Consider the following 24,286-nt stretch of genomic DNA (forward strand, 5'->3'; position numbering starts at 1 on the left):
GCTTTACTTAGAGTAAAGCTCGACGATCAGGTGTTCGTTGATGTCAGCAGACAAATCTGAACGCTCTGGTAGGCGCTTGAAAGTGCCTTCCATTTTGTTGCTGTCTACTTCGATCCAAGTTGGCAGCTCGCGCTGAGCAGCAATTTCAAGTGCTGCTTTAATGCGTGCTTGGTTCTTAGCTTTCTCGCGAATGCTAACAACGTCATTAGCCGTTACCTTGAAAGAAGGAACGTTAACCACTTTGCCGTTTACTAGAATCGCCTTGTGGCTTACCAGCTGACGTGATTCAGCGCGAGTTGCGCCAAAGCCCATGCGGTAAACAACGTTATCCAGACGACCTTCTAGAAGTTGCAGCAGGTTTTCACCTGTGTTGCCTTTTAGGCGTGCAGCTTCTTGATAGTAGTTACGGAATTGCTTTTCAAGAACGCCATAAGTACGACGAACTTTCTGCTTCTCACGAAGCTGAACGCCGTATTCAGACAGACGACCGCGACGAGCGCCGTGCACGCCTGGGGCGTTGTCAATTTTACACTTGGTATCAATCGCGCGTACGCCTGACTTTAGGAACAAGTCAGTACCTTCGCGACGGCTAAGCTTCAGCTTAGGACCCAAATATCTTGCCATGATCTTTCTCCAGAATTCTAAGAAACAGCGTTATACGCGGCGTTTCTTAGGTGGACGACAACCGTTATGTGGGATTGGAGTCGCATCAACAATATTTGTGATACGGAAACCAGCCGCGTTCAGTGCGCGAATCGTAGATTCACGACCTGGACCAGGACCCTTTACCATAACTTCCAGGTTCTTAAGGCCATATTCTTTAGCCATCTCACCACAACGCTCAGCAGCAACCTGTGCAGCGAACGGAGTTGATTTACGAGAACCGCGGAAACCAGAACCACCTGCAGTTGCCCATGCAAGAGCATTACCTTGACGGTCTGTAATGGTAACGATTGTGTTGTTGAAAGACGCATGGATATGCGCTACGCCATCAGCAACTTGCTTGCGTACGCGTTTACGTGCGCGATTTGGTTGTTTAGCCATTAGTAATCACCTACCCCGATTATTTCTTGATCGGTTTGCGCGGACCCTTACGGGTACGAGCATTGGTCTTCGTGCGCTGGCCACGTAGTGGCAAGCTGCGACGATGACGCAAACCGCGGTAACAACCAAGGTCCATAAGACGCTTGATGTTCATTGAAACTTCACGACGTAGATCACCTTCTACGGTGTACTTGGCAACGCCATCACGCAGTAGATCGATCTGCTCTTCAGTTAGTTCACTGATCTTCATGCTTTCAGCAATACCAGTCTCAGCCAAAATAGCTTTTGAACGGGTTTTACCGATACCGAAAATCGCAGTCAATGCGATTACGGCATGCTTCTGATCAGGAATGTTAATGCCTGCAATACGGGCCACTATTCACTCCTAGTACTTTTTCAAGAAGAACCGCTGCAGAGCCCGTTGAGGATACGCAGCGGCTATACCACTTCTTTTGCACACACAAAAGGTGGGCTGGCTAATGTAGCCACCCTGCCTATATTTTGCAAGAAAAATATTCTGCTATTAGCCTTGGCGCTGCTTGTGCTTTGGCTCACTGCAAATCACGCGAACGACACCGTTACGCTTGATTACTTTACAGTTACGGCAGATTTTCTTAACGGAAGCACGAACTTTCATTGCTAAACTCCGTAGATGTCAATCTGTTATCGGCCATAGCCTTTCAGATTGGCTTTCTTCAACACGGACTCATATTGTTGAGACATCAGATGTGTCTGAACTTGAGCCATAAAGTCCATGATTACTACGACTACAATAAGTAGGGAAGTACCGCCAAAATAGAAGCGTACATTCCAAGCAATCATCATGAACTCGGGGATCAGACAGATAAAGGTGATATACAACGCACCCGCAAGGGTTAGTCGAGTCATTACTTTATCAATGTACTTTGCAGTCTGTTCGCCCGGGCGAATACCAGGTACGAATGCACCAGACTTCTTCAGATTGTCTGCTGTCTCACGCGGGTTGAAAACCAACGCCGTGTAGAAGAAACAGAAAAAGATAATCGCTGCAGCATAAAGAATTACATACAGTGGTTGACCAGGACTCAGTGCCAATGACACATCAGCTAGCCAGCCCAACTGTTCACTTTGACCAAACCATTGGGCCAAGGTGCCTGGAAACAGGATAATGCTTGATGCAAAAATTGCCGGAATTACGCCTGCCATATTTATTTTCAATGGCAAGTGAGTGCTCTGTGCAGCAAAAACACGACGGCCTTGCTGACGTTTGGCGTAGTTAACGACGATACGACGTTGACCACGTTCCATGAACACTACGAACGCAATTACTGCAAATGCGATTACCGCAATCAACAGAAGAAGAAGCACGTGCAATTCACCTTGACGCGCTTGCTCCGCTGTCTGTCCAATAGCGGATGGTAATCCTGCAACGATACCCGTGAAAATAATCAAGGAAATACCGTTACCGATACCTCGCTCAGTGATCTGCTCACCTAACCACATCAAGAACATGGTACCGGTAACCAAACTCACAACAGCAGTGAAGTAGAAACCAAACCCTGGGTTAACCACAAGGCCTGGAATCATACTTGGCAACCCGGTAGCGATACCAATCGCTTGGAAGGTTGCCAGCACTAACGTGCCGTAGCGGGTGTACTGGCTAATCTTGCGACGACCAGACTCCCCCTCCTTTTTCAACTCAGCCAAGGCTGGATGAACTACCGTAAGCAGTTGGACAATAATCGATGCCGATATATACGGCATGATACCCAATGCTAAGATAGAAGCACGCTCAAGAGCACCACCAGAGAACATGTTAAACAGTTCAATGATGGTACCTTGTTGCTGTTCGAACAGATCGGCAAGTACAGCAGCGTCAATACCAGGAATTGGTACAAAAGAGCCGGCACGGAAAACCAATAACGCACCTACCACAAACAGTAGACGGCTTTTGAGTTCCGCAAGTCCACCTTTTGCACTACTAAAATTTTGTCCTGGTTGTTTTGCCATCTGTACCTCGTCCTCGAGCTAATTATTCCTCGATTTTACCGCCAGCAGCTTCAATTGCAGCTTGAGCACCTTTGGTAACGCGAAGACCTTTAATAGTCACTGAACGCGCGATTTCACCAGACAGTACGATTTTCGCCGTACGGATGTCTTTAGTGATAACGTTAGCTGCTTTCAGTGTCTCAAGGCTTACTACGTCACCTTCAACTTTAGCCAGTTCGCTTAGACGAACTTCAGCTGCAGTTAGGCTCTTACGAGAAGTAAAACCAAATTTTGGCAGACGTTGTTTCAAAGGCATTTGACCGCCTTCGAAACCTGGGCGCACAGAACCACCTGAACGTGATTTCTGACCTTTGTGACCGCGGCCACCAGTTTTGCCCAGGCCTGAACCGATACCACGACCTACGCGCTTCTTAGAAGGCTTAGAACCCGCGGCCGGAGATAGAGTATTCAAACGCATGCGATTACTCCTCCACTTTAACCATGTAGTAAACTTGATTGATCATGCCGCGTACGCAAGCAGTATCTTCAAGTTCAACGGTGTGGTTGATGCGACGAAGGCCCAAGCCACGCAGCGAAGCTTTATGTTTCGGCAGTCGGCCGATAGAGCTACGAGTCTGAGTTACTTTAATAGTTTTAGCCATGTCGAATTACCCCAGAATTTCGTTTACTGGCAGACCGCGCTTGGCAGCTACCATTTCTGGAGACTTCATACCACCCAAACCAAGAATCGTTGCACGAACGATGTTGATTGGGTTAGTAGAACCGTATGCTTTCGCCAGAACGTTGCGAACACCCGCAACTTCTAGTACTGCACGCATCGCACCACCTGCGATGATACCTGTACCTTCTGAAGCAGGTTGCATGTACACTTTTGAACCAGTGTGGCGACCTTTAACAGCGTGGTGCAGAGTACCGTCATTCAACGCGATAGTAACCATGTTACGACGCGCTTTTTCCATTGATTTTTGGATAGCGGCAGGTACTTCACGGGCTTTGCCGTATCCGAAACCTACGCGACCATTGCCATCACCAACTACAGTAAGAGCGGTGAAGCTAAAGATGCGACCACCTTTAACCGTTTTAGAAACACGGTTAACAGCAATCAGCTTCTCTTGCAAATCACTTTGTTGTTTTTCGTTAGCCATCTTTCCGCCTACCTTAGAATTTCAGACCAGCTTCACGGGCAGCATCTGCCAGTGCAGCCACGCGGCCGTGGTATTGGAAACCGGAGCGGTCAAAAGCAACAGATTCGATGCCTTTTTCCAGCGCACGTTCAGCGACTGCTTTACCCACAGCTGCTGCAGCGTCTTTGTTACCGGTACTCGTCAATTGATCACGGATCGCTTTTTCTACGGTAGAAGCAGCTGCGATAACTTCAGAGCCATTAGCTGCGATAACCTGTGCGTACACGTGACGTGGAGTACGGTGCACAACTAGGCGAGTCGCACCCAGTTCAGCAATCTTGCGACGCGCTCGGGTCGCACGACGGATACGAGCAATTTTCTTATCCATAGTGTTACCTTACTTCTTCTTAGCTTCTTTAGTACGCACGACTTCGTCAGAGTAACGAACACCTTTGCCTTTGTAAGGCTCAGGTTGACGGTATGCGCGGATGTCAGCAGCTACTTGACCAACTAATTGCTTGTCTGTACCAGTCAAAACAATTTCAGTTTGGCTTGGGCATTCTGCTTTGATGCCTGCAGGCAGGTCGTGTTCAACAGGGTGAGAGAAGCCCAAAGTTAGAGCTACTGCGTTACCCTTGATTGATGCACGATAACCAACACCTTTCAGGATCAGTTTCTTGGTAAAGCCTTGAGTAACACCAACAACCATGTTGTTTACTAGTGCACGTGCAGTACCAGCTTGGGCGTTAGCCTTTGCGATACCTTCGCGCGGTGCAAACTTCACAGCGTCGTCTTCTTGGCTTACTACCACTGCATTATTGATAACGCGGGACAATTCGCCCAAGCTACCTTTAACAGTGACTTCCTGACCGTTAAGGTTCACCTCTACGCCGGCAGGAATTACTACGGGTGCTTTTGCAACACGAGACATTTCCTACTCCTTAAGCTACGTAGCAGATGATCTCACCGCCCAGACCCGCTTTGCGAGCGGCGCGGTCGGTCATCAAACCTTTAGAAGTTGATATTACAGCAATACCCAGACCACCCATTACAGAAGGCAACGCATCTTTTTTCTTATAGATACGCAGACCTGGACGGCTTACACGTTGGATTTGCTCGATAACTGGGTTTGCTTCGAAGTATTTCAAAGTCACTTCCAGTTCTGGCTTAACATCGCTTGTAACAGCGTAGTCAGCCACATAGCCTTCAACTTTAAGTAGCTCAGCAATTGCCACTTTAAGTTTCGACGAAGGCATTTTAACAGCAACTTTCGCTGCTGTCTGACCGTTGCGAATGCGGGTCAGCATATCCGAAATCGGATCTTGCATGCTCATAAGTCTTTACTCCCGAGATTCAATTACCAGCTCGCCTTACGCAGACCCGGAATCTCGCCTTTCATGCAAGCTTCACGGACCTTGATTCGGCTAAGGCCGAATTTACGTAGGTAGCCATGTGGACGACCAGTCTGGTTACAGCGGTTACGCTTACGAGACGTGGATGAATCACGCGGTAAAGATTGAAGCTTCAGGACTGCATCCCAACGATCTTCTTCAGACGTGTTTACACTTTTAATTGCAGCTTTAAGTGCAGCGCGCTTTTCAGCAAACTTTACTACCAGCTTCGCGCGTTTTACTTCGCGCGCTTTCATTGATTGCTTAGCCATTACAGTAACCCTTCACCTTACTTACGGAATGGGAAGTTAAAGGCAGCCAGCAGAGCTTGACCTTCCTCATCAGTCGCCGCTGTAGTCGTGATAGTAATATCAAGACCACGGATACGATCTACTTTGTCGTAGTCGATCTCTGGGAAGATGATTTGCTCACGAACGCCCATGCTATAGTTACCGCGACCGTCGAAAGATTTCGAACTCACGCCGCGGAAGTCGCGTACACGTGGTAGAGCGATTGAAATCAAACGCTCAAAGAAATCCCACATACGTTCGCCACGCAGGGTTACTTTACAACCAATAGGGTAGCCCTCTCGGATCTTGAAGCCAGCAACAGATTTACGTGCTTTAGTGATAAGCGGCTTCTGACCAGTAATAGTGGTCATATCTGAAGCTGCGTTCTCAAGCAGTTTTTTATCGTTGATCGCTTCGCCCACACCCATGTTCAGGGTGATCTTTTCGATCCTTGGGACTTGCATGATACTCTTGTATTCGAACTTTTCAGCAAGCTCTTTTACAACAGTCTCTTTGTAGTAATCATGCAGTTTCGCCATAGTACTACTCCAACTTACTTAATAGTTTCGCCATTCGACTTAAAGAAACGGACTTTTTTGCCGTCTTCAAATCGGAAGCCTACACGGTCTGCTTTACCAGTTGCCGCGTTGTAGATAGCCACGTTAGAAACGTCAAGAGCTGCTTCTTTTTCAATGATGCCGCCTTGAACACCCATTGCCGGGACTGGCTTCTGGTGTTTCTTAACTAGGTTGATACCTTCAACGATAACCTTACCGGTAGTCAGTACCTTAGATACTTTACCTTTCTTGCCTTTATCTTTACCAACAAGAACGATAATTTCGTCTTCACGACGGATTTTAGCTGCCATTTTTAAACCGCTCCTTACAGAACTTCAGGCGCCAGAGACACAATCTTCATGAACTTATCGCCACGAAGTTCACGTGTCACAGGGCCAAAGATACGAGTACCGATTGGTTGCTCGGTGTTGTCGTTCAACAATACGCAAGCATTACGGTCGAAGCGAATGACAGAGCCGTCTGGACGACGAACGCCTTTACGGGTGCGTACTACAACCGCCTTCAGGACGTCACCTTTCTTAACTTTACCGCGTGGGATTGCATCCTTCACGGTAACTTTGATGACATCGCCGATATGGGCGTAGCGACGGTGTGAACCACCCAGCACCTTAATACACATTACACTGCGAGCGCCGGAGTTGTCGGCTGCATCCAGCATACTTTGCATTTGGATCATGGTAAGTGCTCCGCTGTTATTACATCTAGACCCATCTCGGGTCGGGCTGCCTTATTACAAGGGCGGCGAATAATAACACTATTTTTTAAAGATGAATAGATAAAAAATAAACGGCCCCAAAGTTGGAGCCGTTTAAATTTTAACCGTTGGAAAGTTACCCTTACAGGCGTGCTTTCTCAACTACGCGTACCAGAGTCCAAGACTTAGTCTTAGACAGTGGACGGCACTCACGAACTTCAACTTTATCGCCTTGGGCGCATTCGTTGTTTTCATCGTGAACATGTAGTTTAGTTGTACGCTTGATGAACTTACCGTAGATCGGGTGTTTCACCTGGCGCTCAATTGCAACAACAATAGACTTGTCGCCTTTGTCGCTAACTACAAGGCCTTGTTGAGTACGGATTTGGTCGCTCATTATGCGTTGCCCTTCTGGTTCAGAACGGTTTTAACACGTGCGATATCACGACGAACAGTCTTCAGAGTGTGAGTCTGCTGAAGTTGACCTGTAGCTGATTGCATGCGCAGGTTGAATTGCTCACGCAGCAGACCCAGCAGTTCTTCATTCAGCTGTTCTACGCTCTTTTCGCGAAGTTCTTGTGCTTTCATCACATCACCGCCTTAGTTACGAAAGTGGTTTTGATTGGTAGTTTACGTGAAGCTAGCTCGAATGCTTCGCGAGCTAGGGTTTCAGAAACACCATCCATCTCGTACAGGACTTTACCTGGTTGAATTTGTGCAACCCAGTAACTAACAGAACCCTTACCTTTACCCTGACGAACTTCCAGAGGTTTAGTAGTGATCGGCTTGTCTGGGAAAACACGGATCCAGATTTGACCCTGACGTTTAATGTGACGAGTCATAGCACGACGTGCAGCTTCGATCTGACGAGCAGTGATACGACCACGACCAACAGCTTTAAGGCCGAAGGTACCGAAGCTTACGTCAGTACCCGCAGCAAGACCGCGGTTACGACCTTTAAAAGCCTTGCGGAACTTAGTACGTTTTGGTTGAAGCATCGATAGACTCCTTACTTACGGCCTTTACGCTGCTTCTTAGGCTTGTCAGCCTGTGGCTCAGCAACTGGCATACCGCCTAGAACTTCACCTTTGAAGATCCAAACTTTAATACCAATTACACCGTAAGTGGTGTGAGCCGAAGAAGTTGCGTAGTCAATATCAGCACGAAGGGTGTGCAATGGCACACGACCTTCACGGTACCACTCGGTACGAGCGATTTCAGCGCCGCCAAGACGGCCGCTTACTTCCACTTTGATACCTTTGGCGCCTAGACGCATTGCGTTTTGTACCGCGCGCTTCATAGCACGACGGAACATAACACGACGCTCTAGCTGAGAAGCGATGCTGTCACCAACAAGCTGAGCATCAAGCTCTGGCTTACGTACTTCTGCAATGTTGATTTGTGCAGGTACACCGGCTAGTTGAGCAACGCGAGCGCGTAGTTTTTCTACGTCTTCGCCTTTCTTACCGATAACAACACCTGGGCGAGCAGTGTGAATAGTCACACGAATACTCTTAGCAGGGCGCTCGATAACGATGCGAGATACAGACGCTTTTTTCAGTTCATTAGTCAGGAACTGACGTACCTTGAAGTCGCCATCTAGGTTATCAGCGAAATCTTGGCTGTTAGCAAACCAAGTGGAATTCCAAGGCTTACAAATGCCAAGACGAATACCATTAGGATGTACTTTTTGACCCATTGCTTTCTCTCCTCGTCTCTTAGCGGTCTGCTACAACAATAGTGATGTGGCTAGAACGCTTCAAGATGCGATCGGCACGGCCTTTTGCACGAGGCATAATGCGCTTCATGACTGGACCTTCGTCAACAAAGATTTTTGCGACATTCAAATCATCAATGTCAGCACCTTCGTTATGCTCGGCGTTTGCGATAGCAGACTCCAGAACTTTCTTGATCAGCTCAGCAGCTTTTTTGTCGCTGAACGTCAGAACTTCTAGAGCTTGTGCGACGTTTTTACCGCGCACTTGGTCTGCAACCAAACGTGCTTTTTGAGGCGAAATACGAGCAAAGCGATGTTTAGCAATAGCTTCCATATCTTAACTCCTAACGCTTCTTAGCTTTCTTATCTGCAGCATGGCCGCGATAAGTACGTGTTGGTGCAAATTCGCCCAGCTTGTGACCGATCATCTCTTCAGTGACGAAAACAGGTACGTGCTGACGACCATTATGGACAGCGATGGTCAAACCGATCATCTGAGGGATGATCATTGAACGACGGGACCAAGTCTTAACAGGCTTTTTGTCACCGCTTTCCAACGCTTTCTCTACCTTCTTCAGCAAGTGCAGGTCAATAAATGGACCTTTCTTGAGAGAACGTGGCATGGCGTATCCTCTTTAAAATTACTTGTTACGACGACGTACAATGTACTTGTCGGTACGTTTGTTCTTACGGGTTTTGAAGCCCTTAGTTGGCATACCCCAAGGTGATACTGGGTGACGACCGCCTGATGTACGACCTTCACCACCACCGTGTGGGTGATCCACTGGGTTCATTGCTACACCACGTACGGTAGGGCGAACGCCTCTCCAACGTGTTGCACCAGCTTTACCCAATTCACGCAGCATGTGCTCTGCGTTACCAACTTCACCGATGGTCGCACGACCTTCAGAAAGAACCTTACGCATTTCGCCAGAACGCAAACGAATAGTTACGTATGCGCCATCGCGAGCAACGATTTGTGCGTATGCACCTGCTGAACGAGCCAGCTGTGCACCTTTACCAGGTTTCAGTTCAACACAGTGAACAGTTGAACCTACTGGGATGTTGCGCATTGGCAGGGTGTTACCTGCTTTAATCGCAGCATCTGGACCAGATTGGATCTGATCGCCAGCTTTCATACCTTTAGGTGCAATGATGTAACGACGCTCACCGTCTGCGTACAGAACCAGTGCAATGTTTGCACTGCGGTTTGGATCGTATTCCAGGCGCTCAACTTTCGCTGGGATGCCGTCTTTAGTACGCTTGAAGTCAATCAAACGGTAGTGTTGCTTATGACCACCACCGATGTGACGTACTGTGATTCGACCGTTGTTGTTACGACCGCCTGACTTCTGGTTTTTCTCCAGAAGCGGTGCGTAAGGCTTACCTTTGTACAGGTCAGCGTTAACAATTTTAACAACGTGACGACGACCCGGTGAAGTAGGCTTACATTTAACAATTGCCATTTTTTAATACTCCTCCGTCTTACTCAGCGCCGCCAGCGAAGTCGATGTCTTGACCTTCTTTCAAGATGACATACGCTTTCTTGACGTCTGAACGACGACCTTGGCGAGCACCTTGACGTTTGGTCTTACCCTTAGTGATAAGAGTATTTACAGACTTAACTTCAACTTCGAACAGTTTCTCAACTGCCGCTTTGATCTCTTTCTTAGTTGCAGTCATCGCTACTTTGAAAACGATAGTGTTACCGTTTTCTGCAGCCATGGTTGCTTTTTCAGAGATGTGCGGAGCACGTAGAACTTTAAGGATACGCTCTTCAGTGATCATCCCAGCATCTCCTCAACTTGCTTAACTGCAGCAGCAGTCATAACGACTTTGTCGAAAGCGATCAGGCTAACTGGGTCAATGCCTGCTGCATCACGGATATCAACCTTGTACAGGTTGCGTGCTGCAAGGAACAGGTTCTCATCGACTTCTGCAGTTACGATCAGAGCTTCTGTTAGCTCAAGCTCTTTCAGCTTAGCAATCAGCTCTTTAGTTTTTGGTGCTTCAACTGAGAAGTTGTCAACAACGATCAAACGATCTTGACGAACTAGCTCAGAAAGAATGCTCTTTAGAGCACCACGGTACATCTTTTTGTTAACTTTCTGGCTATGGTCCTGAGGACGAGCTGCGAAAGTTACACCACCCGAGCGCCAAATTGGGCTACGGATTGTACCTGCACGGGCGCGACCAGTACCCTTCTGACGCCATGGCTTAGCACCACCACCGCGTACATCTGAACGGGTTTTCTGAGCACGAGTACCCTGACGGGCACCAGCTGCGTATGCAACGACTACCTGGTGTACCAGGGCTTCGTTGTATTCACGCCCGAAGGTAGTTTCGGAGACAGTTAGCGCATCAGCGCCTTTGACTACCAATTCCATTACTAACTCCTCGACGTTACGCTTTAACGGCTGGTTTAACGATCACGTTGCTGCCAGTAGCACCAGGGACTGCACCTTTAATAAGTAGCAGTTTGCGCTCAGCGTCAACACGTACGATCTCTAGGTTCTGAGTTGTTACTTGTTCAGCACCCATGTGACCAGCCATTTTTTTGCCTTTGAATACACGGCCTGGAGTTTGGCATTGGCCAATTGAACCCGGAGCACGGTGAGACAAAGAGTTACCATGGGTCATATCTTGAGTACGGAAGTTCCAACGCTTAACAGCGCCTTGGAAGCCCTTACCTTTAGATGTACCAGTAACGTCTACTTTCTTAATATCTGCAAACAGATCTACGTTCAGCTCAGCGCCGACTTCGAACTCTTCACCACCATTCAGACGGAATTCCCACAGACCGCGACCAGCTTCAACACCTGCTTTCGCAAAGTGACCAGCTGCTGGCTTAGAAACGCGGCTTGCTTTCTTCACACCTGAAGTTACTTGGATAGCAGAGTAACCATCTACTTCAGGAGTACGTACCTGAGTAACACGGTTAGTTTCTACTTCTACAACGGTTACAGGGATAGAAACGCCATCTTCAGTGAAGATGCGAGTCATACCTACTTTACGACCGACTAGACCAATCATTACTTATATCCCCTCTTAACCCAGGCTGATTTGAACATCAACGCCCGCAGCAAGGTCAAGACGCATCAGAGCATCAACAGTTTTATCTGTTGGCTCAACGATGTCGATCAGACGCTTGTGAGTACGAATTTCGTACTGGTCACGTGCATCTTTATTGACGTGCGGAGAGACAAGAACGGTGAAGCGCTCTTTACGAGTTGGCAGTGGGATAGGACCACGAACCTGCGCACCAGTGCGCTTTGCGGTTTCAACGATTTCCGCAGTAGACTGATCGATCAAACGATGATCGAAAGCCTTCAGGCGGATACGGATACGTTGGTTCTGCATTAGACAGAGCTCCAAATAAAAAAATTACACAAACAATATCGCCACTCTACCACGTGAAAACGAGGGAATGCCGATTGATTTATGTGAAACCGTAGTATCAATATTTGATACATTGTCAGCCACTTAACGTGACTGCGAACATAAGCGGAGTATACATTACAGACTAATCAAGCTTAACGCTTACTGCGACTAGTCTTCCTCCTGTGCTCATTGGTTCACAACTGTACTTACGAGAGCATTTTGTCTCAGGCAGTGCGGGCATTATACAGATCGCAAATGGCTTTGCAAGCCACGTTTAAAAATTAATCACAGGCCACGTTTTAAGGCCGTTTAAACCTATTACTCGGCCTCAATCATCTGAGCTTGGTTGTAGTTTTGAATCCCAACTTTTTCGATAAGACCGAGTTGGGTTTCTAACCAATCAACATGCTCTTCTTCATCTTCTAGAATATGATTGAACAGATCGCGAGAAACATAATCTCGAACACTTTCGGCATACTCAATCGCATCCCTTAAATCAGGAATCGCATCCATTTCTAACGCCAAATCGCATTCGAGCATTTCTTTCGTATCTTCACCGATTCGAAGTTTTCCAAGATCTTGCAAATTAGGGATGCCTTCAAGGAATAGTATTCGTTCGATGAGATCGTCAGCATGCTTCATTTCATCTATAGATTCTTCATACTCTTTATCGGCGAGCACTTTCAATCCCCAGTCTTTATACATTCGGGAGTGAAGGAAGTATTGGTTGATAGCAATCAGTTCATTGGCGAGGGATTTGTTGAGGTGTTGAATGATTTTGGGGTCAGATTTCATGACTCACGCTCCTTTTCGGCTTCTAGTAAAAATAGAAGCGAGAAGAGGCCTGTCAATGTTAAAAATGGTACATAGTCGTGCTAAGCAGACTCAGCATGCTTGTTGATAAAGCGAATTGGATTCTACGTCTTGCAATATCTCTTTCGCTGACCGAATACACTTACCACACTGAGAGCCTAGAGGTAGCGCTTTGCGAATAGCGCGAATGTCTGTCATTCCCTGCTCGTAAGCTAACTTTTTTAATGTCTTATCGGAAATACCATGACATAGGCAAACGTACATTTGAATCTACCTCAACAACAATCTTACAAGGAATATAAATGAGAACGGTTTGTATTACCAATCGTTTTTATCAATTATTCCTCTCTTTTCTAGCCTAATTTTTACGCACTCTTTTTTGTATTTTATGCCTTTGATAAACACCAGATACAAAAAAGGACGCCGAAGCGTCCTTTTTAAGCATTGTGCTATCGGAGCTTAAAATTAAGCAACGATCTTAGCAACAACACCTGCACCAACTGTACGACCACCTTCGCGGATTGCGAAGCGTAGACCTTCGTCCATCGCGATTGGCGAGATCAGAGTTACAGTCATTGCAATGTTATCACCTGGCATTACCATCTCTACGCCTTCTGGCAATTCGATAGTACCGGTCACGTCAGTTGTACGGAAGTAGAACTGTGGACGGTAGCCTTTGAAGAACGGAGTATGACGGCCGCCTTCATCTTTCGACAGAACATAAATTTCTGATGTGAAAGTGGTGTGTGGAGTGATTGAACCAGGCTTAGCCAGTACTTGACCACGTTGAACTTCGTCACGCTTAGTACCACGTAGAAGAACACCAACGTTCTCACCAGCACGGCCTTCGTCAAGAAGTTTACGGAACATCTCAACACCAGTACAAGTTGTGGTGATGGTGTCTACGATACCAACGATAGCAACTTCGTCACCTACGCGAACGATACCTTGCTCAACACGACCCGTTACAACAGTACCACGGCCTTGAATTGAGAAAACATCTTCGATTGGTAGGATGAATGGCTTGTCGATAGCACGCTCTGGCTCTGGGATGTAAGAATCCAGTGCTTCAGCTAGTTCAACAATTTTCGCTTCCCACTGCTCTTCGCCGTTCAATGCACCTAGTGCTGAACCTTGAATTACTGGGCAATCGTCGCCTGGGAAGTCGTACTCAGAAAGAAGTTCACGAACTTCCATCTCAACCAACTCAAGCAGCTCTTCGTCATCAACCATGTCACACTTGTTCATGAAAACAAGGATGTATGGAATACCAACTTGGCGACCTAGTAGGATGTGCTCACGAGTCTGTGGCATAGGGCCATCAGTCGCAGCAACAACCAGGATACCACCGTCCATTTGCGCAGCACCGGTGATCATGTTTTTAACATAATCGGCGTGTCCTGGGCAGTCTACGTGTGCGTAGTGACGTGAAGGAGTATCGTATTCTACGTGTGAGGTAGAGATAGTGATACCGCGCTCACGCTCTTCAGGAGCGTTATCGATAGATGCGAAGTCACGTGCTGAACCGCCGTATACTTTTGACAGTACAGTACAGATAGCAGCAGTTAGAGTGGTTTTACCGTGGTCAACGTGGCCGATTGTACCAACGTTAACGTGCGGTTTCGTACGTTCAAATTTTTCTTTAGACACGATCGTGTTCCTTCCTAGTTATGAGCCGCACCTACCGTCGTAAGTGCGATCAGAAGTTTTTATCAATGCTGGCGAACAATGCCAGCATCAAAGTTACTAATCAACAACGCTGTGCGATGATTGAATCAGCAACGTTCTTTGGAACATCAGCGTATTCGCTAAATTCCATAGAGTAAGATGCGCGGCCCTGAGTCGCTGAACGCAAGTCAGTTGCGTAACCAAACATCTCAGCCAGCGGTACCTGTGCGCGAATAATTCTCAAACCAGCAGGACCTTCATCCATACCAGAAATCAAACCACGGCGACGGTTCAAGTCACCCACTACATCACCCATCCAGTCTTCTGGAGTGGTGATTTCCACTTTCATCATTGGCTCAAGAATAACAGGTTGCGCTTCAAGCGCACCTTTCTTGAAGGCCATAGATGCAGCGATTTTAAACGCCATTTCGTTAGAGTCAACATCATGGTAAGAGCCATCGAACAACGTCGCTTTCACGTCAAGCACTGGGTAACCGGCGAGTACACCGCTACTCATTTGCTCTTCAATGCCTTTACCAACAGAACTGATGTATTCTTTTGGTACTGAACCACCAACGATTTCATCAACGAAGACAAAGCCTTCGCCTAGTTCAGATGGCTCCAGTTTGATCCATACATGACCATACTGACCGCGACCACCGGACTGCTTGACGAATTTGCCTTCGACTTCAGCACTTCCACGGATAGTTTCGCGATATGCCACCTGCGGCTTACCTACATTACATTCCACACTGAACTCACGACGCATGCGATCGACAATGATGTCGAGGTGTAATTCTCCCATGCCAGAGATCAGGGTTTGTCCTGACTCTTTATCCGTTTCAACGCGGAATGATGGATCTTCTGCCGCCAGCTTACCCAGCGCGATACCCATTTTCTCTTGATCAGCTTGTGAGCGTGGCTCAACGGCAATCTGAATAACAGGCTCAGGAAACTCCATACGCTCAAGAATCACTTTAGATTCTAGTGCACATAAAGTGTCACCTGTCGTCACGTCTTTCAGACCAATTGCCGCAGCGATGTCACCCGCGCAGATCTCTTTGATCTCTTCGCGTTTATTTGAGTGCATCTGAACGATACGTCCAAATCGCTCACGTTTTTGCTTCACAGAGTTATAAACTGTGTCGCCAGTGTTAACCACACCTGAGTAAACACGCAGGAAGGTCAATGTACCCACGAATGGGTCAGTGGCGATTTTGAATGCTAGTGCTGCAAAGGGTTCGTTATCGTCTGCATGACGGTCGATCTCATTGCCATCTTCGTCTTCACCCTTGATTGCTGTCACGTCAACCGGAGAAGGAAGGTATTCAACAACGGCATCTAGCACCGCTTGAACACCTTTGTTCTTAAATGCAGAACCACAAGTTGCCAGTACGATTTCATTGTTAATCGTGCGTTCACGCAAAGCTTGCTTGATTTCGGCCTCTGTCAATTCCCCGTCTTCGAGGTATTTATCCATCAGCTCTTCATTTGCTTCAGCAGCGGCTTCTATCAGATTCTGATGCCACTCTTCAGCCAGCTCTTGCATGTCTGCAGGGATCTCTTCATAACTGAAGGTCATACCCTGATCAGCTTCATTCCAGTTAATCGCCTTCATTTTGATCAGGTCGATTACACCGCGAAACTCATCTTCTGCGCCAATATTCAAATGAATTGGAACAGGGTTAGCGCCTAGTCGATCTTTAATTTGATTAACTACGCGCAAATAATCTGCGCCTGTACGATCCATCTTATTGACGAAAACCATACGAGGGACTTGATATTTGTCGGCTTGACGCCAAACAGTCTCAGACTGAGGCTCAACGCCGGACGCTGCACAAAATACAACGACTGCACCATCTAATACACGTAATGAACGCTCAACTTCAATCGTGAAGTCAACGTGTCCAGGGGTATCGATGATATTGATGCGATGCTCAGCGAATTGTGCATCCATACCACGCCAGAAGGTTGTAGTCGCAGCCGAGGTAATGGTAATACCACGCTCTTGCTCCTGCTCCATCCAGTCCATGGTTGCCGCACCATCGTGCACTTCACCAATCTTATGAGATAGACCGGTATAAAACAGGATACGCTCTGTTGTTGTAGTTTTGCCTGCGTCTACGTGCGCGCAAATACCGATGTTACGGTAGCGCTCAATAGGTGTCTTACGAGCCACAGTAGTATCCTCTTACTCAGGTCGATCTTGGAATTGGGTTTAGGCGCGGCAGAAGCCGCGCCTAAAAAGGTATTACCAGCGGTAATGAGCAAACGCTTTGTTCGCTTCTGCCATACGGTGAACGTCTTCACGTTTCTTAACAGCAGTACCTTTGTTCTCAGATGCATCTAACATTTCGTTAGCTAGACGCTGAGCCATAGATTTTTCACCACGCTTACGCGCTGCTTCAACCAACCAACGCATAGCAAGTGCGTTACGGCGAACCGGACGTACTTCTACTGGTACTTGGTAAGTTGAACCACCAACACGGCGAGATTTAACCTCTACCGCAGGGCGTACGTTTTCAAGAGCTAGTTCAAACACAGACAGATGTTCTTTACCAGAACGCTCAGCCATGATTTCTAGTGCACCATAAACGATTTTTTCTGCAGTCGACTTTTTACCGTCAACCATTACGATGTTTACAAATTTTGCCAGCAGCTCTGATCCGAACTTAGGATCCGGAAGGATTTTACGCTGACCAATTACGCGACGACGTGGCATGGAATTCTCCGTTGTCTTCTTCAGGTTTTATCCAAAACTTTTCAGTTTTTTCAAAATTACAAATTAATTAGTGTTTGGCCTTACTTAACGGATTCCATTAAGACTTCGGACGTTTCACACCGTACTTAGAACGACCTTGTTTACGGTCATTAACGCCTGCACAGTCAAGTGCACCACGAACGGTGTGGTAACGCACACCTGGAAGGTCTTTTACACGACCGCCGCGGATAAGAACAACGCTGTGCTCTTGCAGGTTGTGACCTTCACCGCCGATGTATGAAGTAACTTCAAAACCGTTGGTCAGGCGAACACGGCAAACTTTACGTAGAGCCGAGTTAGGTTTTTTAGGCGTGGTAGTGTAAACACGAGTACAAACACCACGTTTTTGCGGACACGCTTCCAACGCAGGCACGTTGCTTTTCGCAACTTGCTTGATGCGTGGCTTACGTACCAGCTGGTTAATAGTTGCCATTAAATAGCTCCTGATATTACTTACGTATATGTGTGAAAAATCTATGCCCCACAGAAGTAGGGACGCGAAATTTTAGGCGTCGTCTATTTGGGTGTCAAGATTTATACAACGATCTTTGCATCGAGCAATTTGTAAACGCTGCTATCCTGAGCTTTTACGCTAGTCGAAAGAGACAATATTCACCATTTCATTTGCGTGACATGTTGCTCTGTTAGTAAAACAAAAGCTTTAATATCAACAAGTTCGAAATCCTCACTAATTTCACGACTTAAGCCTCTCGCCACCACATCGTCATGAAGAACATAAATACGACGTCCTGACAACGTCAACGCTTCTTGCCACTCCCCGCTGTCAATTGCGGCGATCACAGCGTCTTCGATCAATAAGATCTCGCTGTTTGGGTCAGAATAGCGCAAACAATTGCTCAACGATGACGACGAAAAAGGAGAAGTACTGACTGTATGAAGCATCGTCTGTCCTTTAAAACTGGAGCACTTTTAGAACTGAAGTACTTTGGTACACTGAGCTAATTGTTCAGCGATCACTTCTGGCGTTGTTATATCGACATCGACAACTAACGATGGTTTGCTCAAGCCGCGTTCACTCAACGATGCTTCACAAACATAGATGTCTTCAACATCGCAAAGTGCCAACATTTTAAATGTTGAAATGTAGTCACGACATAAAATGTCAGATGGCTGCTGATGCGAGAGAAGTTGCAAGACACCATCACCCACAAAGAACAACACAAGATTTTCACTGTAGTTTGAGGTAGCCAAAACGGCATCAAGCCCTTCACGCCCACTTGCAGATCCATGCGGTGCTGATGAAAAGACAAATCCAAGTTTCTTCATGTTCGAACCTTAAAACTGCACAACGCGATCGGCAGTGAGCATCGCTTCTGACAGCGCACCCAACCCAGCCTGCGAAAAGCCATCTGCCATATTGGATGACGATAACTGATGTTGCTTGGCTTCATCTTGGCTCACTTGTCCACGACGCAACGCTGCGGCAACACACGTTTCCAGTTCGGTATTGTTTTCTTTTGCCAACGTTTGCCATGCCACAACCAAATCAAACTCATCGTTGGCAGGCACGGTTAGCGATGAAGCATTAGACACACCATCTTGATAAAAAAAGACACGCGATAATGTGTGCCCTTTCTCCACTAGCGCCTTAGCAAATCGATAGGCTGTCAGTGACGATTGTCGGCCATATACGGGCGCACTCACCACGATGACGTAATCTAGTGTCATCTTTCCTCATCCTCACCTTTACGCTGACGGATATACAGATACACAGTGTGCTTAGAAATATTGAGACGGTCTGCCACACGGTTGATCGCATCTTTGATATCGAAAATACCTTTATCGAACAATTCCATAACGATCTGACGATTCTTGGTGTTATTGGATACGGATTTGTCTGCGTTGATTTCTTCGATGGTGCGTTCAACCGTTTGGTCCACTAACTCGTCAACGTCGCTGGCAAAGTTAACCGCAGAAACCGCCTGACGTGCTTCTTCGGTTGGCATAAATGCTTGCAATACCTGAGAAAAAGGGGCGTCCAGATTGATATTGATACAAAGCAGTCCAATGACACGATTTTCGCCATTGCGAATAGCCACCGTGATGGATTTCATCAGAGTGTTGCCCTTGGCACGCGTAAAATAAGCACGGGAGAAGTTGCGTTCAGATCCTTCGATATCACGCAGCATACGTAGCGCCAAATCCGTGATAGGTGAGCCAACCTGACGACCAGTATTCTCGCCGTTGGCAATTTTAATCGCTGACGTATTCAAGTCTTCCAGTGAGTGCAGCACGATTTCACAGTGTTGGCCAATCAATGCAGCTAACCCGTCAACCACGGCCTCATAGGATTTTAGGATAATGTTGTCTTGTTCGGTAAAGGGATTACTTTCGATAAAGTCACTGTCGACGATCACATCTGAACCGAAACTGTCTGTTGATACCACAGGCCTATTTTCCTTTTGTTAGTTTTCGCTCATCAACGGACAAAAGATAAACGAAATCTGCAATCTTTAAAATCTAGCGATAAGTCTAACAGACTTGGTTCAAAAGATGTAAAAACCCCGACAGACGTCGGGGTTTTGAGTGTTCCAATGCTATCGCTTAAGGCCGTATTAATTAGCGGCTGGTTTGCCTTTGATTTCTAGCAGTTCAACATCAAACACTAACGTTGAATTTGCTGGAATAGCAGGCGTGTCTTGTGAGCCGTATGCCAACTCAGAAGGGATCACGAATTTGAACTTAGAACCGACAGGCATTAACTGAACACCTTCTGTCCAACCTGGGATCACGCGGTTGAGTGGGAAAGTCGCTGGCTGGTTACGATCGTAAGAGCTATCAAATTGCGTACCGTCAGTCAGGGTGCCTTTGTAGTGCACAACAACGGTATCTTCCGCTGCCGGTTTCTCACCGTCACCCATTTTCTCAACCATGTACATCAAGCCAGAGTCTGTGGTGGTTACACCATCGGTTTTCGCAAACTGTGTGCGGTACTCATCACCGGCTTTCACTGCAACCGCTGCTTTCTCTTGCGATTGCTTTTGCGCCATTTCTGCCACACGCTGATCTAGCGCTTGCAATGCCACTTGCGCTTCTTCTTCACTCAATTTTGATTGATCAGCAAAGGCATCTTGTACACCTTGAAGCACCAGATCAGAGCTTAGTGCCAAACCAATTTCTTGTTGTTGCTCAAGATTTGCTTTTAAATATTGCGCTAACGAAGCACCAATTGCATAGGCGGCTTTGTCATCTTCAGTGGCGAATGTAACGGTTTCAACAGCGACAGGCGCTTCAACTTTCACGGTTTCTTCTTTCGCGTCTTCTTGACAACCTACGGCCAGTGCAACGGTGGCCGCCAGCAATGACATTTTAAAAACTGATTTCATTAGTTACTCCGTTGGTATAAAAACCACATTTCTCTCATTCGCTTACGCGATAAAAATGCGAAAGCCCGAAACGATCAATATACTCGACGTTATAGGGGTCCAAGATAAGGAACACAAGCGTGATGCGACAATTCGTCAGCACAATTTGCTTATTTCTGACACTGTTAGCACTTTCAGGATGCTTTCACTCTACGCGTGAAGCCCAGCGTTGGGCGCTTCATCCTGATGGCGTAACCAGTTTCAGTCTCAGCCGAGATGGGCGTTTTGCCCTCATAGCATCTACTGAACAAGGTATCGTTCTCTGGGACCTAATGCAAAATAAGCAACTTGCTGATTTTGGCTATCAAGACCCAGATAAGAGCACAGTGATCGCCAGTCAGATCTCTGACAACAATCGCTATGCGGTCTCTGCCACATCGCAAAACTTTGCAGTATGGGATTTGGCATGGGGACAAGCAGAAGGCCTTTGGTCGATATCAGACGGGATCATCCGTGGCCTAGACATCAGCAACAACGGCCAGAAAATCCTACTTGCACTGTCAAACGGCAAAGCCTTGTTCGTGGACTTAGGCACAGGAAGACGCTTAGAGTTCCTTGCTCATAAAGAAAAAGTAAACAGTGTGTCTCTCTCGCCCAATGGAAAATATGCCCTGTCAGGCGGCAATGACCACAATGCTTATTTGTGGAGCACTGAAACCGGGCAGATCATCAATACATTTGCACATAGCCACCGTATAACACGCGTTGAACTTCACCGAACTGGAAAATATGCCTTTTCCGCGGACGGCGATGACACAGCCATCATCTGGGATCTTTCAACGGGCGAGGCAATAAGCGAGCTGCAGATGTTCCACCGCTACCCTAACTTTACCACCGCCCGTTTTTCAGACGATGGCAGTAAATTGGTGACGGGAACACCCGCGCGAAGAATAGAATATTGGGACACGGGGACGGGTGATAATCTCGGTCGTTGGTTGGCGGTAGAGCAACAAAATACCCGGCCGCCAAGTGCAGTGGTGTATGATGTGGCGATTGATCCAACCGGACGCGTCATCTCTGGCACATCAGCCGGTATCGCACAAGCTTGGATAGCGCAGGAAGATTGAAAACACCATGACCGAATTTGAACAACAGCTACAAAAGCACATTGAAGATCTTGAAATCAAGCAGGCGTTTCAAGAGCACACCATTGAAGAACTCAATGACGCAGTGACTGCCCATCAAAAGGCGATTGACCGAATGAATACGCAAATTGCGTTTTTGGTCTCCAAACTACGTTCTATGGAACCGGCTAACATTGCGGGCATGGATGAAGAAACGCCGCCACCGCATTATTAGAGTGGGGTGTGGATATAACGGGTCCTAGGTATGAGGAAGAACCAAGCAATTCTTCCCCAGGTTCTAGGGCCTAGCTATTACTCTCAACCCTCAACGCCTCATCTGCAAATATCGCCACCAGCGCATTTCCACTTTCGTCAACTGTCGCTCGGTACATCCCTGCACAGTTCAGTTCAAAGTTAACCTTACCGTTTGCGTCAACCGCAATCACACCGCCTTCACCACCTAGATCAAGAAAATCGCCGTGTATGACATCGCGACAGGCCTGCTCTATCGAGGCATCTCCATATTGCATGCGTCCTGCAATATCACCAGCCACTGTGCAGCGCATTAACAACTCGCCCATACCCGTGGCAGAAACCGCCACATTGCCGTTGCGCGCATAGTTACCACCGCCAACAATAGGTGTGTCACCCACGCGCCCCCAGCGCTTGTTGGTTAAACCGCCAGTGCTTGTGGCTGCTGCCAGGTTACCGTTTTTATCGAGCGCTACCGCACCCACAGTGCCATGTTTTTTCTCATCGGGATAACGCGCTTCTGACAGTGCCACGCCGCCGGTTTTTTTCATCACTTTTAATTCGTTGTAACGGCGCGTCGTAAAGAAGTAATCCTGCTCGGTGTAGTCGTACCCACATTCTTTAAATGCAAACGCTTCTGCACCATCCCCCGCCAGCATGGCATGAGGGCTTTTGAGCATGACATCGCGGGCAAGCTGAATCGGATTTTTGATATGACGAATAAGCGTCACTGCACCCGCATCCAGATTCTGTCCATTCATCACGCAAGCGTCCATCTCCACCGTTTCCTCGTGAGTGAGCACCGAACCTTTACCCGCATTAAATAATGGGCTGTCTTCCATCACCATGACGGCAGCAACCGTGGCATCTAACGCACTACCACCGCTCACCAACACAGCATGGCCTGCCAACACAGACTGCGCCAACACATCACGATAAGCTTGCTCAAGTTCTGGCGTCATCAAGCTACGTTCGATGGTGCCAGCACCGCCGTGAATAGCAATAGAGAAAGGTTGAGGCATCGATGGTTCCTTGGCGTTTAAGATTCGAGGTTAAGTGGGCAATTAAAGAACTTGATGATGTTGAAGTAAAGCGCTTTTCTCTTTTCACAAAACGAATAAAAAAAACGCCGCTCGGTTTCCCTTACGGCGTTTCAATCAGAAGTCAGTCGACCTCAGGCATTCAGCAATTAGTGAGAACCACAACCGCCGCCGCCACAACATTCGTGGTCGTCGCCTTTGTCTTCGCCGCCACAACAACCACCTTCGTGGTCATGATCATGGTGACCGCCACAACCACCTTCTTGGTGGATATGACCATGAGCGATCTCTTCTTCTGTTGCTTCGCGTAGTTCAATTACCTCGACGTCAAACGTCAACGTTTGGCCAGCCAGCATATGGTTACCGTCAACAACAACTTCGTCGCCATCAACTTCAGTCACTTCTACTGGGATTGGACCTTGGTCCGTATCCGCGAGGAAGCGCATGCCAACAGTAATTTCGTCAACGCCTTGGAATACATCAGCAGGAACACGTTGAACCATTTCGTCCATGTGCTCACCGTACGCGTCTTCCGGCGTAACAGTCACTTCAAATTTCTCGCCCACTTCGCGGCCTTCCAGCGCGTTTTCTAGGCCAATGATCAGGTTGTCGTGACCTTGAAGGTACTGCAATGGGTTCGATTGTGTTGACTCGTCAACCACGATACCGTCTTCGTTTTTCACTTGGTAAGCAATGCTTACTACCACGTCTTTAGTGACTTTCATCTTTACTCCGGAAGCGGTTATTTAAGTCTGGGTGCTGCCATAGCGAGTTTGCATCATGGCCACCTGCTTATTTCGGCGCCGATAATACAGAAAACTGTTCGCTACGACTATCACTGCGGTTTAAATATCCCTATCACTTGTCCATCTTCTTGCTTTGGATCTGACTCAGAAGCTTCCGATGCTATTGGTGAGCGGCGGTCAGTATGACCACACTTAACACACTCAACCATTTCCACATGATGCTCTTGCCACCAGCGCATCGTGTCACTCTCTTTGCATGAGGGACAGGTTGCGCCAGCAATAAAACGTTTCTTACTCATGTCAGTCCTTGTACTTATTCCATCAATTACAGCGCCAAATCAGCCGTGT

At 47.4% G+C, this 24,286-nt stretch carries 42 protein-coding genes; 2 read left to right on the plus strand and 40 right to left on the minus strand.

What is annotated here, in order from left to right; translation table 11 throughout:
- Positions 1-3 precede the first annotated feature (3 nt).
- From rpsD to fkpA, 37 genes are all read right to left on the minus strand, one after another.
- Positions 4-624, minus strand: a complete 621-nt coding sequence (gene rpsD / locus AC3CIC_RS14780) for a 30S ribosomal protein S4 (protein WP_016962033.1) — start codon at positions 622-624, stop codon at positions 4-6.
- A gap of 30 nt (positions 625-654) precedes the next feature.
- Positions 655-1,044 carry a 30S ribosomal protein S11 gene (gene rpsK, locus AC3CIC_RS14785; RefSeq protein WP_002541534.1) on the minus strand — a complete coding sequence of 130 codons (390 nt, stop codon included), beginning with the start codon at positions 1,042-1,044 and terminating at the stop codon, positions 655-657.
- Between the two features lie 19 nt (positions 1,045-1,063).
- On the minus strand, positions 1,064-1,420 hold the full coding sequence (rpsM, locus tag AC3CIC_RS14790; RefSeq protein ID WP_016962032.1) for a 30S ribosomal protein S13: 357 nt from the start codon (positions 1,418-1,420) through the stop codon (positions 1,064-1,066).
- A gap of 147 nt (positions 1,421-1,567) precedes the next feature.
- Positions 1,568-1,681: a 50S ribosomal protein L36 gene (gene rpmJ, locus AC3CIC_RS14795; protein WP_000868186.1), complete on the minus strand. Its 114-nt coding sequence runs from the start codon at positions 1,679-1,681 to the stop codon at positions 1,568-1,570.
- A gap of 26 nt (positions 1,682-1,707) precedes the next feature.
- Positions 1,708-3,033 (minus strand): preprotein translocase subunit SecY, encoded by a 1,326-nt coding sequence (gene secY, locus AC3CIC_RS14800; RefSeq protein WP_017002713.1) that lies wholly within the window; start codon positions 3,031-3,033, stop codon positions 1,708-1,710.
- Between the two features lie 22 nt (positions 3,034-3,055).
- Complete coding sequence (gene rplO / locus AC3CIC_RS14805; RefSeq protein ID WP_016962030.1) at positions 3,056-3,490, minus strand: 50S ribosomal protein L15; 435 nt, start codon at positions 3,488-3,490, stop codon at positions 3,056-3,058.
- Positions 3,491-3,494: 4 nt separating this feature from the next.
- Positions 3,495-3,674, minus strand: a complete 180-nt coding sequence (gene rpmD / locus AC3CIC_RS14810; protein ID WP_016962029.1) for a 50S ribosomal protein L30 — start codon at positions 3,672-3,674, stop codon at positions 3,495-3,497.
- 6 nt (positions 3,675-3,680) lie between these two features.
- Entirely contained in the window at positions 3,681-4,178 is a 498-nt protein-coding gene (gene rpsE, locus AC3CIC_RS14815; RefSeq protein WP_016962028.1) for a 30S ribosomal protein S5, read from the minus strand.
- 13 nt (positions 4,179-4,191) lie between these two features.
- Positions 4,192-4,545, minus strand: a complete 354-nt coding sequence (rplR, locus tag AC3CIC_RS14820; RefSeq protein ID WP_016962027.1) for a 50S ribosomal protein L18 — start codon at positions 4,543-4,545, stop codon at positions 4,192-4,194.
- Between the two features lie 9 nt (positions 4,546-4,554).
- Entirely contained in the window at positions 4,555-5,088 is a 534-nt protein-coding gene (gene rplF / locus AC3CIC_RS14825; RefSeq protein ID WP_394213631.1) for a 50S ribosomal protein L6, read from the minus strand.
- A gap of 10 nt (positions 5,089-5,098) precedes the next feature.
- A complete protein-coding gene (gene rpsH, locus AC3CIC_RS14830) occupies positions 5,099-5,491 on the minus strand; it encodes a 30S ribosomal protein S8 (RefSeq protein WP_016962025.1) in 393 nt (130 codons plus the stop codon).
- Positions 5,492-5,514: 23 nt separating this feature from the next.
- Positions 5,515-5,820 (minus strand): 30S ribosomal protein S14, encoded by a 306-nt coding sequence (rpsN, locus tag AC3CIC_RS14835; RefSeq protein WP_016962024.1) that lies wholly within the window; start codon positions 5,818-5,820, stop codon positions 5,515-5,517.
- A 17-nt stretch (positions 5,821-5,837) separates the two neighbouring features.
- Entirely contained in the window at positions 5,838-6,377 is a 540-nt protein-coding gene (gene rplE / locus AC3CIC_RS14840) for a 50S ribosomal protein L5 (RefSeq protein ID WP_016962023.1), read from the minus strand.
- Between the two features lie 14 nt (positions 6,378-6,391).
- A complete protein-coding gene (gene rplX / locus AC3CIC_RS14845) occupies positions 6,392-6,706 on the minus strand; it encodes a 50S ribosomal protein L24 (RefSeq protein ID WP_016962022.1) in 315 nt (104 codons plus the stop codon).
- A gap of 14 nt (positions 6,707-6,720) precedes the next feature.
- Complete coding sequence (gene rplN / locus AC3CIC_RS14850; protein WP_016962021.1) at positions 6,721-7,092, minus strand: 50S ribosomal protein L14; 372 nt, start codon at positions 7,090-7,092, stop codon at positions 6,721-6,723.
- A gap of 160 nt (positions 7,093-7,252) precedes the next feature.
- Positions 7,253-7,507, minus strand: a complete 255-nt coding sequence (gene rpsQ / locus AC3CIC_RS14855; RefSeq protein ID WP_016962020.1) for a 30S ribosomal protein S17 — start codon at positions 7,505-7,507, stop codon at positions 7,253-7,255.
- Positions 7,507-7,698 carry a 50S ribosomal protein L29 gene (gene rpmC / locus AC3CIC_RS14860; protein WP_016962019.1) on the minus strand — a complete coding sequence of 64 codons (192 nt, stop codon included), beginning with the start codon at positions 7,696-7,698 and terminating at the stop codon, positions 7,507-7,509. Before rpmC ends, rpsQ begins: the two co-directional genes overlap by 1 nt.
- Entirely contained in the window at positions 7,698-8,108 is a 411-nt protein-coding gene (rplP, locus tag AC3CIC_RS14865) for a 50S ribosomal protein L16 (protein WP_016962018.1), read from the minus strand. The genes rpmC and rplP overlap by 1 nt, the downstream gene beginning before the upstream one ends.
- Before the next feature lie 11 nt (positions 8,109-8,119).
- Entirely contained in the window at positions 8,120-8,809 is a 690-nt protein-coding gene (gene rpsC, locus AC3CIC_RS14870; protein WP_016962017.1) for a 30S ribosomal protein S3, read from the minus strand.
- A 19-nt stretch (positions 8,810-8,828) separates the two neighbouring features.
- Positions 8,829-9,161: a 50S ribosomal protein L22 gene (gene rplV, locus AC3CIC_RS14875; protein ID WP_016962016.1), complete on the minus strand. Its 333-nt coding sequence runs from the start codon at positions 9,159-9,161 to the stop codon at positions 8,829-8,831.
- A gap of 10 nt (positions 9,162-9,171) precedes the next feature.
- Complete coding sequence (gene rpsS / locus AC3CIC_RS14880; protein WP_016962015.1) at positions 9,172-9,450, minus strand: 30S ribosomal protein S19; 279 nt, start codon at positions 9,448-9,450, stop codon at positions 9,172-9,174.
- An 18-nt stretch (positions 9,451-9,468) separates the two neighbouring features.
- The gene (gene rplB, locus AC3CIC_RS14885) at positions 9,469-10,293 is read right to left on the minus strand and encodes a 50S ribosomal protein L2 (protein ID WP_016962014.1); all 825 of its coding nucleotides are present in this window, start codon (positions 10,291-10,293) and stop codon (positions 9,469-9,471) included.
- A 19-nt stretch (positions 10,294-10,312) separates the two neighbouring features.
- Entirely contained in the window at positions 10,313-10,615 is a 303-nt protein-coding gene (gene rplW, locus AC3CIC_RS14890; RefSeq protein WP_016962013.1) for a 50S ribosomal protein L23, read from the minus strand.
- On the minus strand, positions 10,612-11,214 hold the full coding sequence (gene rplD, locus AC3CIC_RS14895) for a 50S ribosomal protein L4 (RefSeq protein WP_016962012.1): 603 nt from the start codon (positions 11,212-11,214) through the stop codon (positions 10,612-10,614). Before rplD ends, rplW begins: the two co-directional genes overlap by 4 nt.
- Before the next feature lie 16 nt (positions 11,215-11,230).
- Entirely contained in the window at positions 11,231-11,860 is a 630-nt protein-coding gene (gene rplC / locus AC3CIC_RS14900; RefSeq protein WP_016962011.1) for a 50S ribosomal protein L3, read from the minus strand.
- A gap of 15 nt (positions 11,861-11,875) precedes the next feature.
- Entirely contained in the window at positions 11,876-12,187 is a 312-nt protein-coding gene (rpsJ, locus tag AC3CIC_RS14905; protein ID WP_016962010.1) for a 30S ribosomal protein S10, read from the minus strand.
- Between the two features lie 339 nt (positions 12,188-12,526).
- Positions 12,527-13,003, minus strand: coding sequence for a bacterioferritin (gene bfr, locus AC3CIC_RS14910; protein WP_016962009.1), 477 nt, complete (start codon positions 13,001-13,003; stop codon positions 12,527-12,529).
- A gap of 90 nt (positions 13,004-13,093) precedes the next feature.
- Positions 13,094-13,285, minus strand: coding sequence for a (2Fe-2S)-binding protein (locus AC3CIC_RS14915; protein ID WP_488514965.1), 192 nt, complete (start codon positions 13,283-13,285; stop codon positions 13,094-13,096).
- A gap of 201 nt (positions 13,286-13,486) precedes the next feature.
- Positions 13,487-14,671, minus strand: coding sequence for an elongation factor Tu (tuf, locus tag AC3CIC_RS14920; RefSeq protein ID WP_016962008.1), 1,185 nt, complete (start codon positions 14,669-14,671; stop codon positions 13,487-13,489).
- A 100-nt stretch (positions 14,672-14,771) separates the two neighbouring features.
- Positions 14,772-16,868 (minus strand): elongation factor G, encoded by a 2,097-nt coding sequence (gene fusA / locus AC3CIC_RS14925; RefSeq protein ID WP_016962007.1) that lies wholly within the window; start codon positions 16,866-16,868, stop codon positions 14,772-14,774.
- Between the two features lie 72 nt (positions 16,869-16,940).
- The gene (rpsG, locus tag AC3CIC_RS14930) at positions 16,941-17,411 is read right to left on the minus strand and encodes a 30S ribosomal protein S7 (protein WP_016962006.1); all 471 of its coding nucleotides are present in this window, start codon (positions 17,409-17,411) and stop codon (positions 16,941-16,943) included.
- Between the two features lie 97 nt (positions 17,412-17,508).
- Positions 17,509-17,883 (minus strand): 30S ribosomal protein S12, encoded by a 375-nt coding sequence (gene rpsL / locus AC3CIC_RS14935; RefSeq protein WP_002535163.1) that lies wholly within the window; start codon positions 17,881-17,883, stop codon positions 17,509-17,511.
- A gap of 179 nt (positions 17,884-18,062) precedes the next feature.
- The gene (gene tusB, locus AC3CIC_RS14940) at positions 18,063-18,353 is read right to left on the minus strand and encodes a sulfurtransferase complex subunit TusB (protein ID WP_488514966.1); all 291 of its coding nucleotides are present in this window, start codon (positions 18,351-18,353) and stop codon (positions 18,063-18,065) included.
- A 27-nt stretch (positions 18,354-18,380) separates the two neighbouring features.
- Complete coding sequence (tusC, locus tag AC3CIC_RS14945; protein WP_488514967.1) at positions 18,381-18,737, minus strand: sulfurtransferase complex subunit TusC; 357 nt, start codon at positions 18,735-18,737, stop codon at positions 18,381-18,383.
- 9 nt (positions 18,738-18,746) lie between these two features.
- The gene (gene tusD, locus AC3CIC_RS14950) at positions 18,747-19,139 is read right to left on the minus strand and encodes a sulfurtransferase complex subunit TusD (protein ID WP_016962003.1); all 393 of its coding nucleotides are present in this window, start codon (positions 19,137-19,139) and stop codon (positions 18,747-18,749) included.
- On the minus strand, positions 19,136-19,858 hold the full coding sequence (locus tag AC3CIC_RS14955) for a helix-turn-helix transcriptional regulator (RefSeq protein ID WP_017002710.1): 723 nt from the start codon (positions 19,856-19,858) through the stop codon (positions 19,136-19,138). Before AC3CIC_RS14955 ends, tusD begins: the two co-directional genes overlap by 4 nt.
- A gap of 168 nt (positions 19,859-20,026) precedes the next feature.
- Positions 20,027-20,797 (minus strand): FKBP-type peptidyl-prolyl cis-trans isomerase, encoded by a 771-nt coding sequence (gene fkpA / locus AC3CIC_RS14960; protein WP_016962001.1) that lies wholly within the window; start codon positions 20,795-20,797, stop codon positions 20,027-20,029.
- 122 nt (positions 20,798-20,919) lie between these two features.
- Between fkpA and AC3CIC_RS14965 the strand changes: the two genes are divergently transcribed.
- Together AC3CIC_RS14965 and AC3CIC_RS14970 are read left to right on the plus strand one after the other, a co-directional pair.
- Positions 20,920-21,903, plus strand: coding sequence for a WD40 repeat domain-containing protein (locus tag AC3CIC_RS14965; protein WP_016962000.1), 984 nt, complete (start codon positions 20,920-20,922; stop codon positions 21,901-21,903).
- Between the two features lie 7 nt (positions 21,904-21,910).
- Complete coding sequence (locus AC3CIC_RS14970; RefSeq protein ID WP_016961999.1) at positions 21,911-22,135, plus strand: SlyX family protein; 225 nt, start codon at positions 21,911-21,913, stop codon at positions 22,133-22,135.
- 70 nt (positions 22,136-22,205) lie between these two features.
- Here the strand turns inward: AC3CIC_RS14970 and AC3CIC_RS14975 are convergent, their stop codons facing one another.
- The 3 genes from AC3CIC_RS14975 to AC3CIC_RS14985 form a co-directional block, all read right to left on the minus strand.
- The gene (locus AC3CIC_RS14975; RefSeq protein ID WP_488514968.1) at positions 22,206-23,174 is read right to left on the minus strand and encodes an isoaspartyl peptidase/L-asparaginase family protein; all 969 of its coding nucleotides are present in this window, start codon (positions 23,172-23,174) and stop codon (positions 22,206-22,208) included.
- 167 nt (positions 23,175-23,341) lie between these two features.
- Positions 23,342-23,917: a peptidylprolyl isomerase gene (gene slyD / locus AC3CIC_RS14980; protein ID WP_016961996.1), complete on the minus strand. Its 576-nt coding sequence runs from the start codon at positions 23,915-23,917 to the stop codon at positions 23,342-23,344.
- A 110-nt stretch (positions 23,918-24,027) separates the two neighbouring features.
- Positions 24,028-24,237 carry a YheV family putative zinc ribbon protein gene (locus AC3CIC_RS14985; RefSeq protein ID WP_016961995.1) on the minus strand — a complete coding sequence of 70 codons (210 nt, stop codon included), beginning with the start codon at positions 24,235-24,237 and terminating at the stop codon, positions 24,028-24,030.
- Positions 24,238-24,286 lie beyond the last annotated feature (49 nt).

Source organism: Enterovibrio sp. QJM3NY_24 (assembly GCF_057786035.1).

What these genes read in the sequence shown, in the direction of transcription:
- rplP (WP_016962018.1), bottom strand. Translation starts at nt 8,108, where the DNA reads ATGCTTCAACCAAAACGTACTAAGTTCCGCAAGGCTTTTAAAGGTCGT.
- rpsH (WP_016962025.1), bottom strand. Translation starts at nt 5,491, where the DNA reads ATGAGCATGCAAGATCCGATTTCGGATATGCTGACCCGCATTCGCAAC.
- rpmC (WP_016962019.1), bottom strand. Translation starts at nt 7,698, where the DNA reads ATGAAAGCACAAGAACTTCGCGAAAAGAGCGTAGAACAGCTGAATGAA.
- rpsN (WP_016962024.1), bottom strand. Translation starts at nt 5,820, where the DNA reads ATGGCTAAGCAATCAATGAAAGCGCGCGAAGTAAAACGCGCGAAGCTG.
- rpsS (WP_016962015.1), bottom strand. Translation starts at nt 9,450, where the DNA reads ATGCCACGTTCTCTCAAGAAAGGTCCATTTATTGACCTGCACTTGCTG.
- rplD (WP_016962012.1), bottom strand. Translation starts at nt 11,214, where the DNA reads ATGGAATTGGTAGTCAAAGGCGCTGATGCGCTAACTGTCTCCGAAACT.
- rplX (WP_016962022.1), bottom strand. Translation starts at nt 6,706, where the DNA reads ATGGCAGCTAAAATCCGTCGTGAAGACGAAATTATCGTTCTTGTTGGT.
- rplO (WP_016962030.1), bottom strand. Translation starts at nt 3,490, where the DNA reads ATGCGTTTGAATACTCTATCTCCGGCCGCGGGTTCTAAGCCTTCTAAG.
- AC3CIC_RS14965 (WP_016962000.1), top strand. Translation starts at nt 20,920, where the DNA reads ATGCGACAATTCGTCAGCACAATTTGCTTATTTCTGACACTGTTAGCA.
- AC3CIC_RS14975 (WP_488514968.1), bottom strand. Translation starts at nt 23,174, where the DNA reads ATGCCTCAACCTTTCTCTATTGCTATTCACGGCGGTGCTGGCACCATC.
- rpsQ (WP_016962020.1), bottom strand. Translation starts at nt 7,507, where the DNA reads ATGAGCGACCAAATCCGTACTCAACAAGGCCTTGTAGTTAGCGACAAA.
- rpsD (WP_016962033.1), bottom strand. Translation starts at nt 624, where the DNA reads ATGGCAAGATATTTGGGTCCTAAGCTGAAGCTTAGCCGTCGCGAAGGT.
- tusC (WP_488514967.1), bottom strand. Translation starts at nt 18,737, where the DNA reads ATGAAGAAACTTGGATTTGTCTTTTCATCAGCACCGCATGGATCTGCA.
- tusB (WP_488514966.1), bottom strand. Translation starts at nt 18,353, where the DNA reads ATGCTTCATACAGTCAGTACTTCTCCTTTTTCGTCGTCATCGTTGAGC.
- rplV (WP_016962016.1), bottom strand. Translation starts at nt 9,161, where the DNA reads ATGGAAGCTATTGCTAAACATCGCTTTGCTCGTATTTCGCCTCAAAAA.
- rpsJ (WP_016962010.1), bottom strand. Translation starts at nt 12,187, where the DNA reads ATGCAGAACCAACGTATCCGTATCCGCCTGAAGGCTTTCGATCATCGT.
- rplE (WP_016962023.1), bottom strand. Translation starts at nt 6,377, where the DNA reads ATGGCGAAACTGCATGATTACTACAAAGAGACTGTTGTAAAAGAGCTT.
- rpsC (WP_016962017.1), bottom strand. Translation starts at nt 8,809, where the DNA reads ATGGGTCAAAAAGTACATCCTAATGGTATTCGTCTTGGCATTTGTAAG.
- rplC (WP_016962011.1), bottom strand. Translation starts at nt 11,860, where the DNA reads ATGATTGGTCTAGTCGGTCGTAAAGTAGGTATGACTCGCATCTTCACT.
- rplW (WP_016962013.1), bottom strand. Translation starts at nt 10,615, where the DNA reads ATGATCACTGAAGAGCGTATCCTTAAAGTTCTACGTGCTCCGCACATC.
- rpmJ (WP_000868186.1), bottom strand. Translation starts at nt 1,681, where the DNA reads ATGAAAGTTCGTGCTTCCGTTAAGAAAATCTGCCGTAACTGTAAAGTA.
- secY (WP_017002713.1), bottom strand. Translation starts at nt 3,033, where the DNA reads ATGGCAAAACAACCAGGACAAAATTTTAGTAGTGCAAAAGGTGGACTT.
- bfr (WP_016962009.1), bottom strand. Translation starts at nt 13,003, where the DNA reads ATGAAATCTGACCCCAAAATCATTCAACACCTCAACAAATCCCTCGCC.
- rpsG (WP_016962006.1), bottom strand. Translation starts at nt 17,411, where the DNA reads ATGCCACGTCGTCGCGTAATTGGTCAGCGTAAAATCCTTCCGGATCCT.
- rplB (WP_016962014.1), bottom strand. Translation starts at nt 10,293, where the DNA reads ATGGCAATTGTTAAATGTAAGCCTACTTCACCGGGTCGTCGTCACGTT.
- AC3CIC_RS14915 (WP_488514965.1), bottom strand. Translation starts at nt 13,285, where the DNA reads ATGTACGTTTGCCTATGTCATGGTATTTCCGATAAGACATTAAAAAAG.
- rplF (WP_394213631.1), bottom strand. Translation starts at nt 5,088, where the DNA reads ATGTCTCGTGTTGCAAAAGCACCCGTAGTAATTCCTGCCGGCGTAGAG.
- rplN (WP_016962021.1), bottom strand. Translation starts at nt 7,092, where the DNA reads ATGATCCAAATGCAAAGTATGCTGGATGCAGCCGACAACTCCGGCGCT.
- fkpA (WP_016962001.1), bottom strand. Translation starts at nt 20,797, where the DNA reads ATGAAATCAGTTTTTAAAATGTCATTGCTGGCGGCCACCGTTGCACTG.
- rpsK (WP_002541534.1), bottom strand. Translation starts at nt 1,044, where the DNA reads ATGGCTAAACAACCAAATCGCGCACGTAAACGCGTACGCAAGCAAGTT.
- AC3CIC_RS14970 (WP_016961999.1), top strand. Translation starts at nt 21,911, where the DNA reads ATGACCGAATTTGAACAACAGCTACAAAAGCACATTGAAGATCTTGAA.
- tusD (WP_016962003.1), bottom strand. Translation starts at nt 19,139, where the DNA reads ATGACACTAGATTACGTCATCGTGGTGAGTGCGCCCGTATATGGCCGA.
- rpsE (WP_016962028.1), bottom strand. Translation starts at nt 4,178, where the DNA reads ATGGCTAACGAAAAACAACAAAGTGATTTGCAAGAGAAGCTGATTGCT.
- AC3CIC_RS14985 (WP_016961995.1), bottom strand. Translation starts at nt 24,237, where the DNA reads ATGAGTAAGAAACGTTTTATTGCTGGCGCAACCTGTCCCTCATGCAAA.
- rplR (WP_016962027.1), bottom strand. Translation starts at nt 4,545, where the DNA reads ATGGATAAGAAAATTGCTCGTATCCGTCGTGCGACCCGAGCGCGTCGC.
- rpmD (WP_016962029.1), bottom strand. Translation starts at nt 3,674, where the DNA reads ATGGCTAAAACTATTAAAGTAACTCAGACTCGTAGCTCTATCGGCCGA.
- slyD (WP_016961996.1), bottom strand. Translation starts at nt 23,917, where the DNA reads ATGAAAGTCACTAAAGACGTGGTAGTAAGCATTGCTTACCAAGTGAAA.
- rpsL (WP_002535163.1), bottom strand. Translation starts at nt 17,883, where the DNA reads ATGGCAACTATTAACCAGCTGGTACGTAAGCCACGCATCAAGCAAGTT.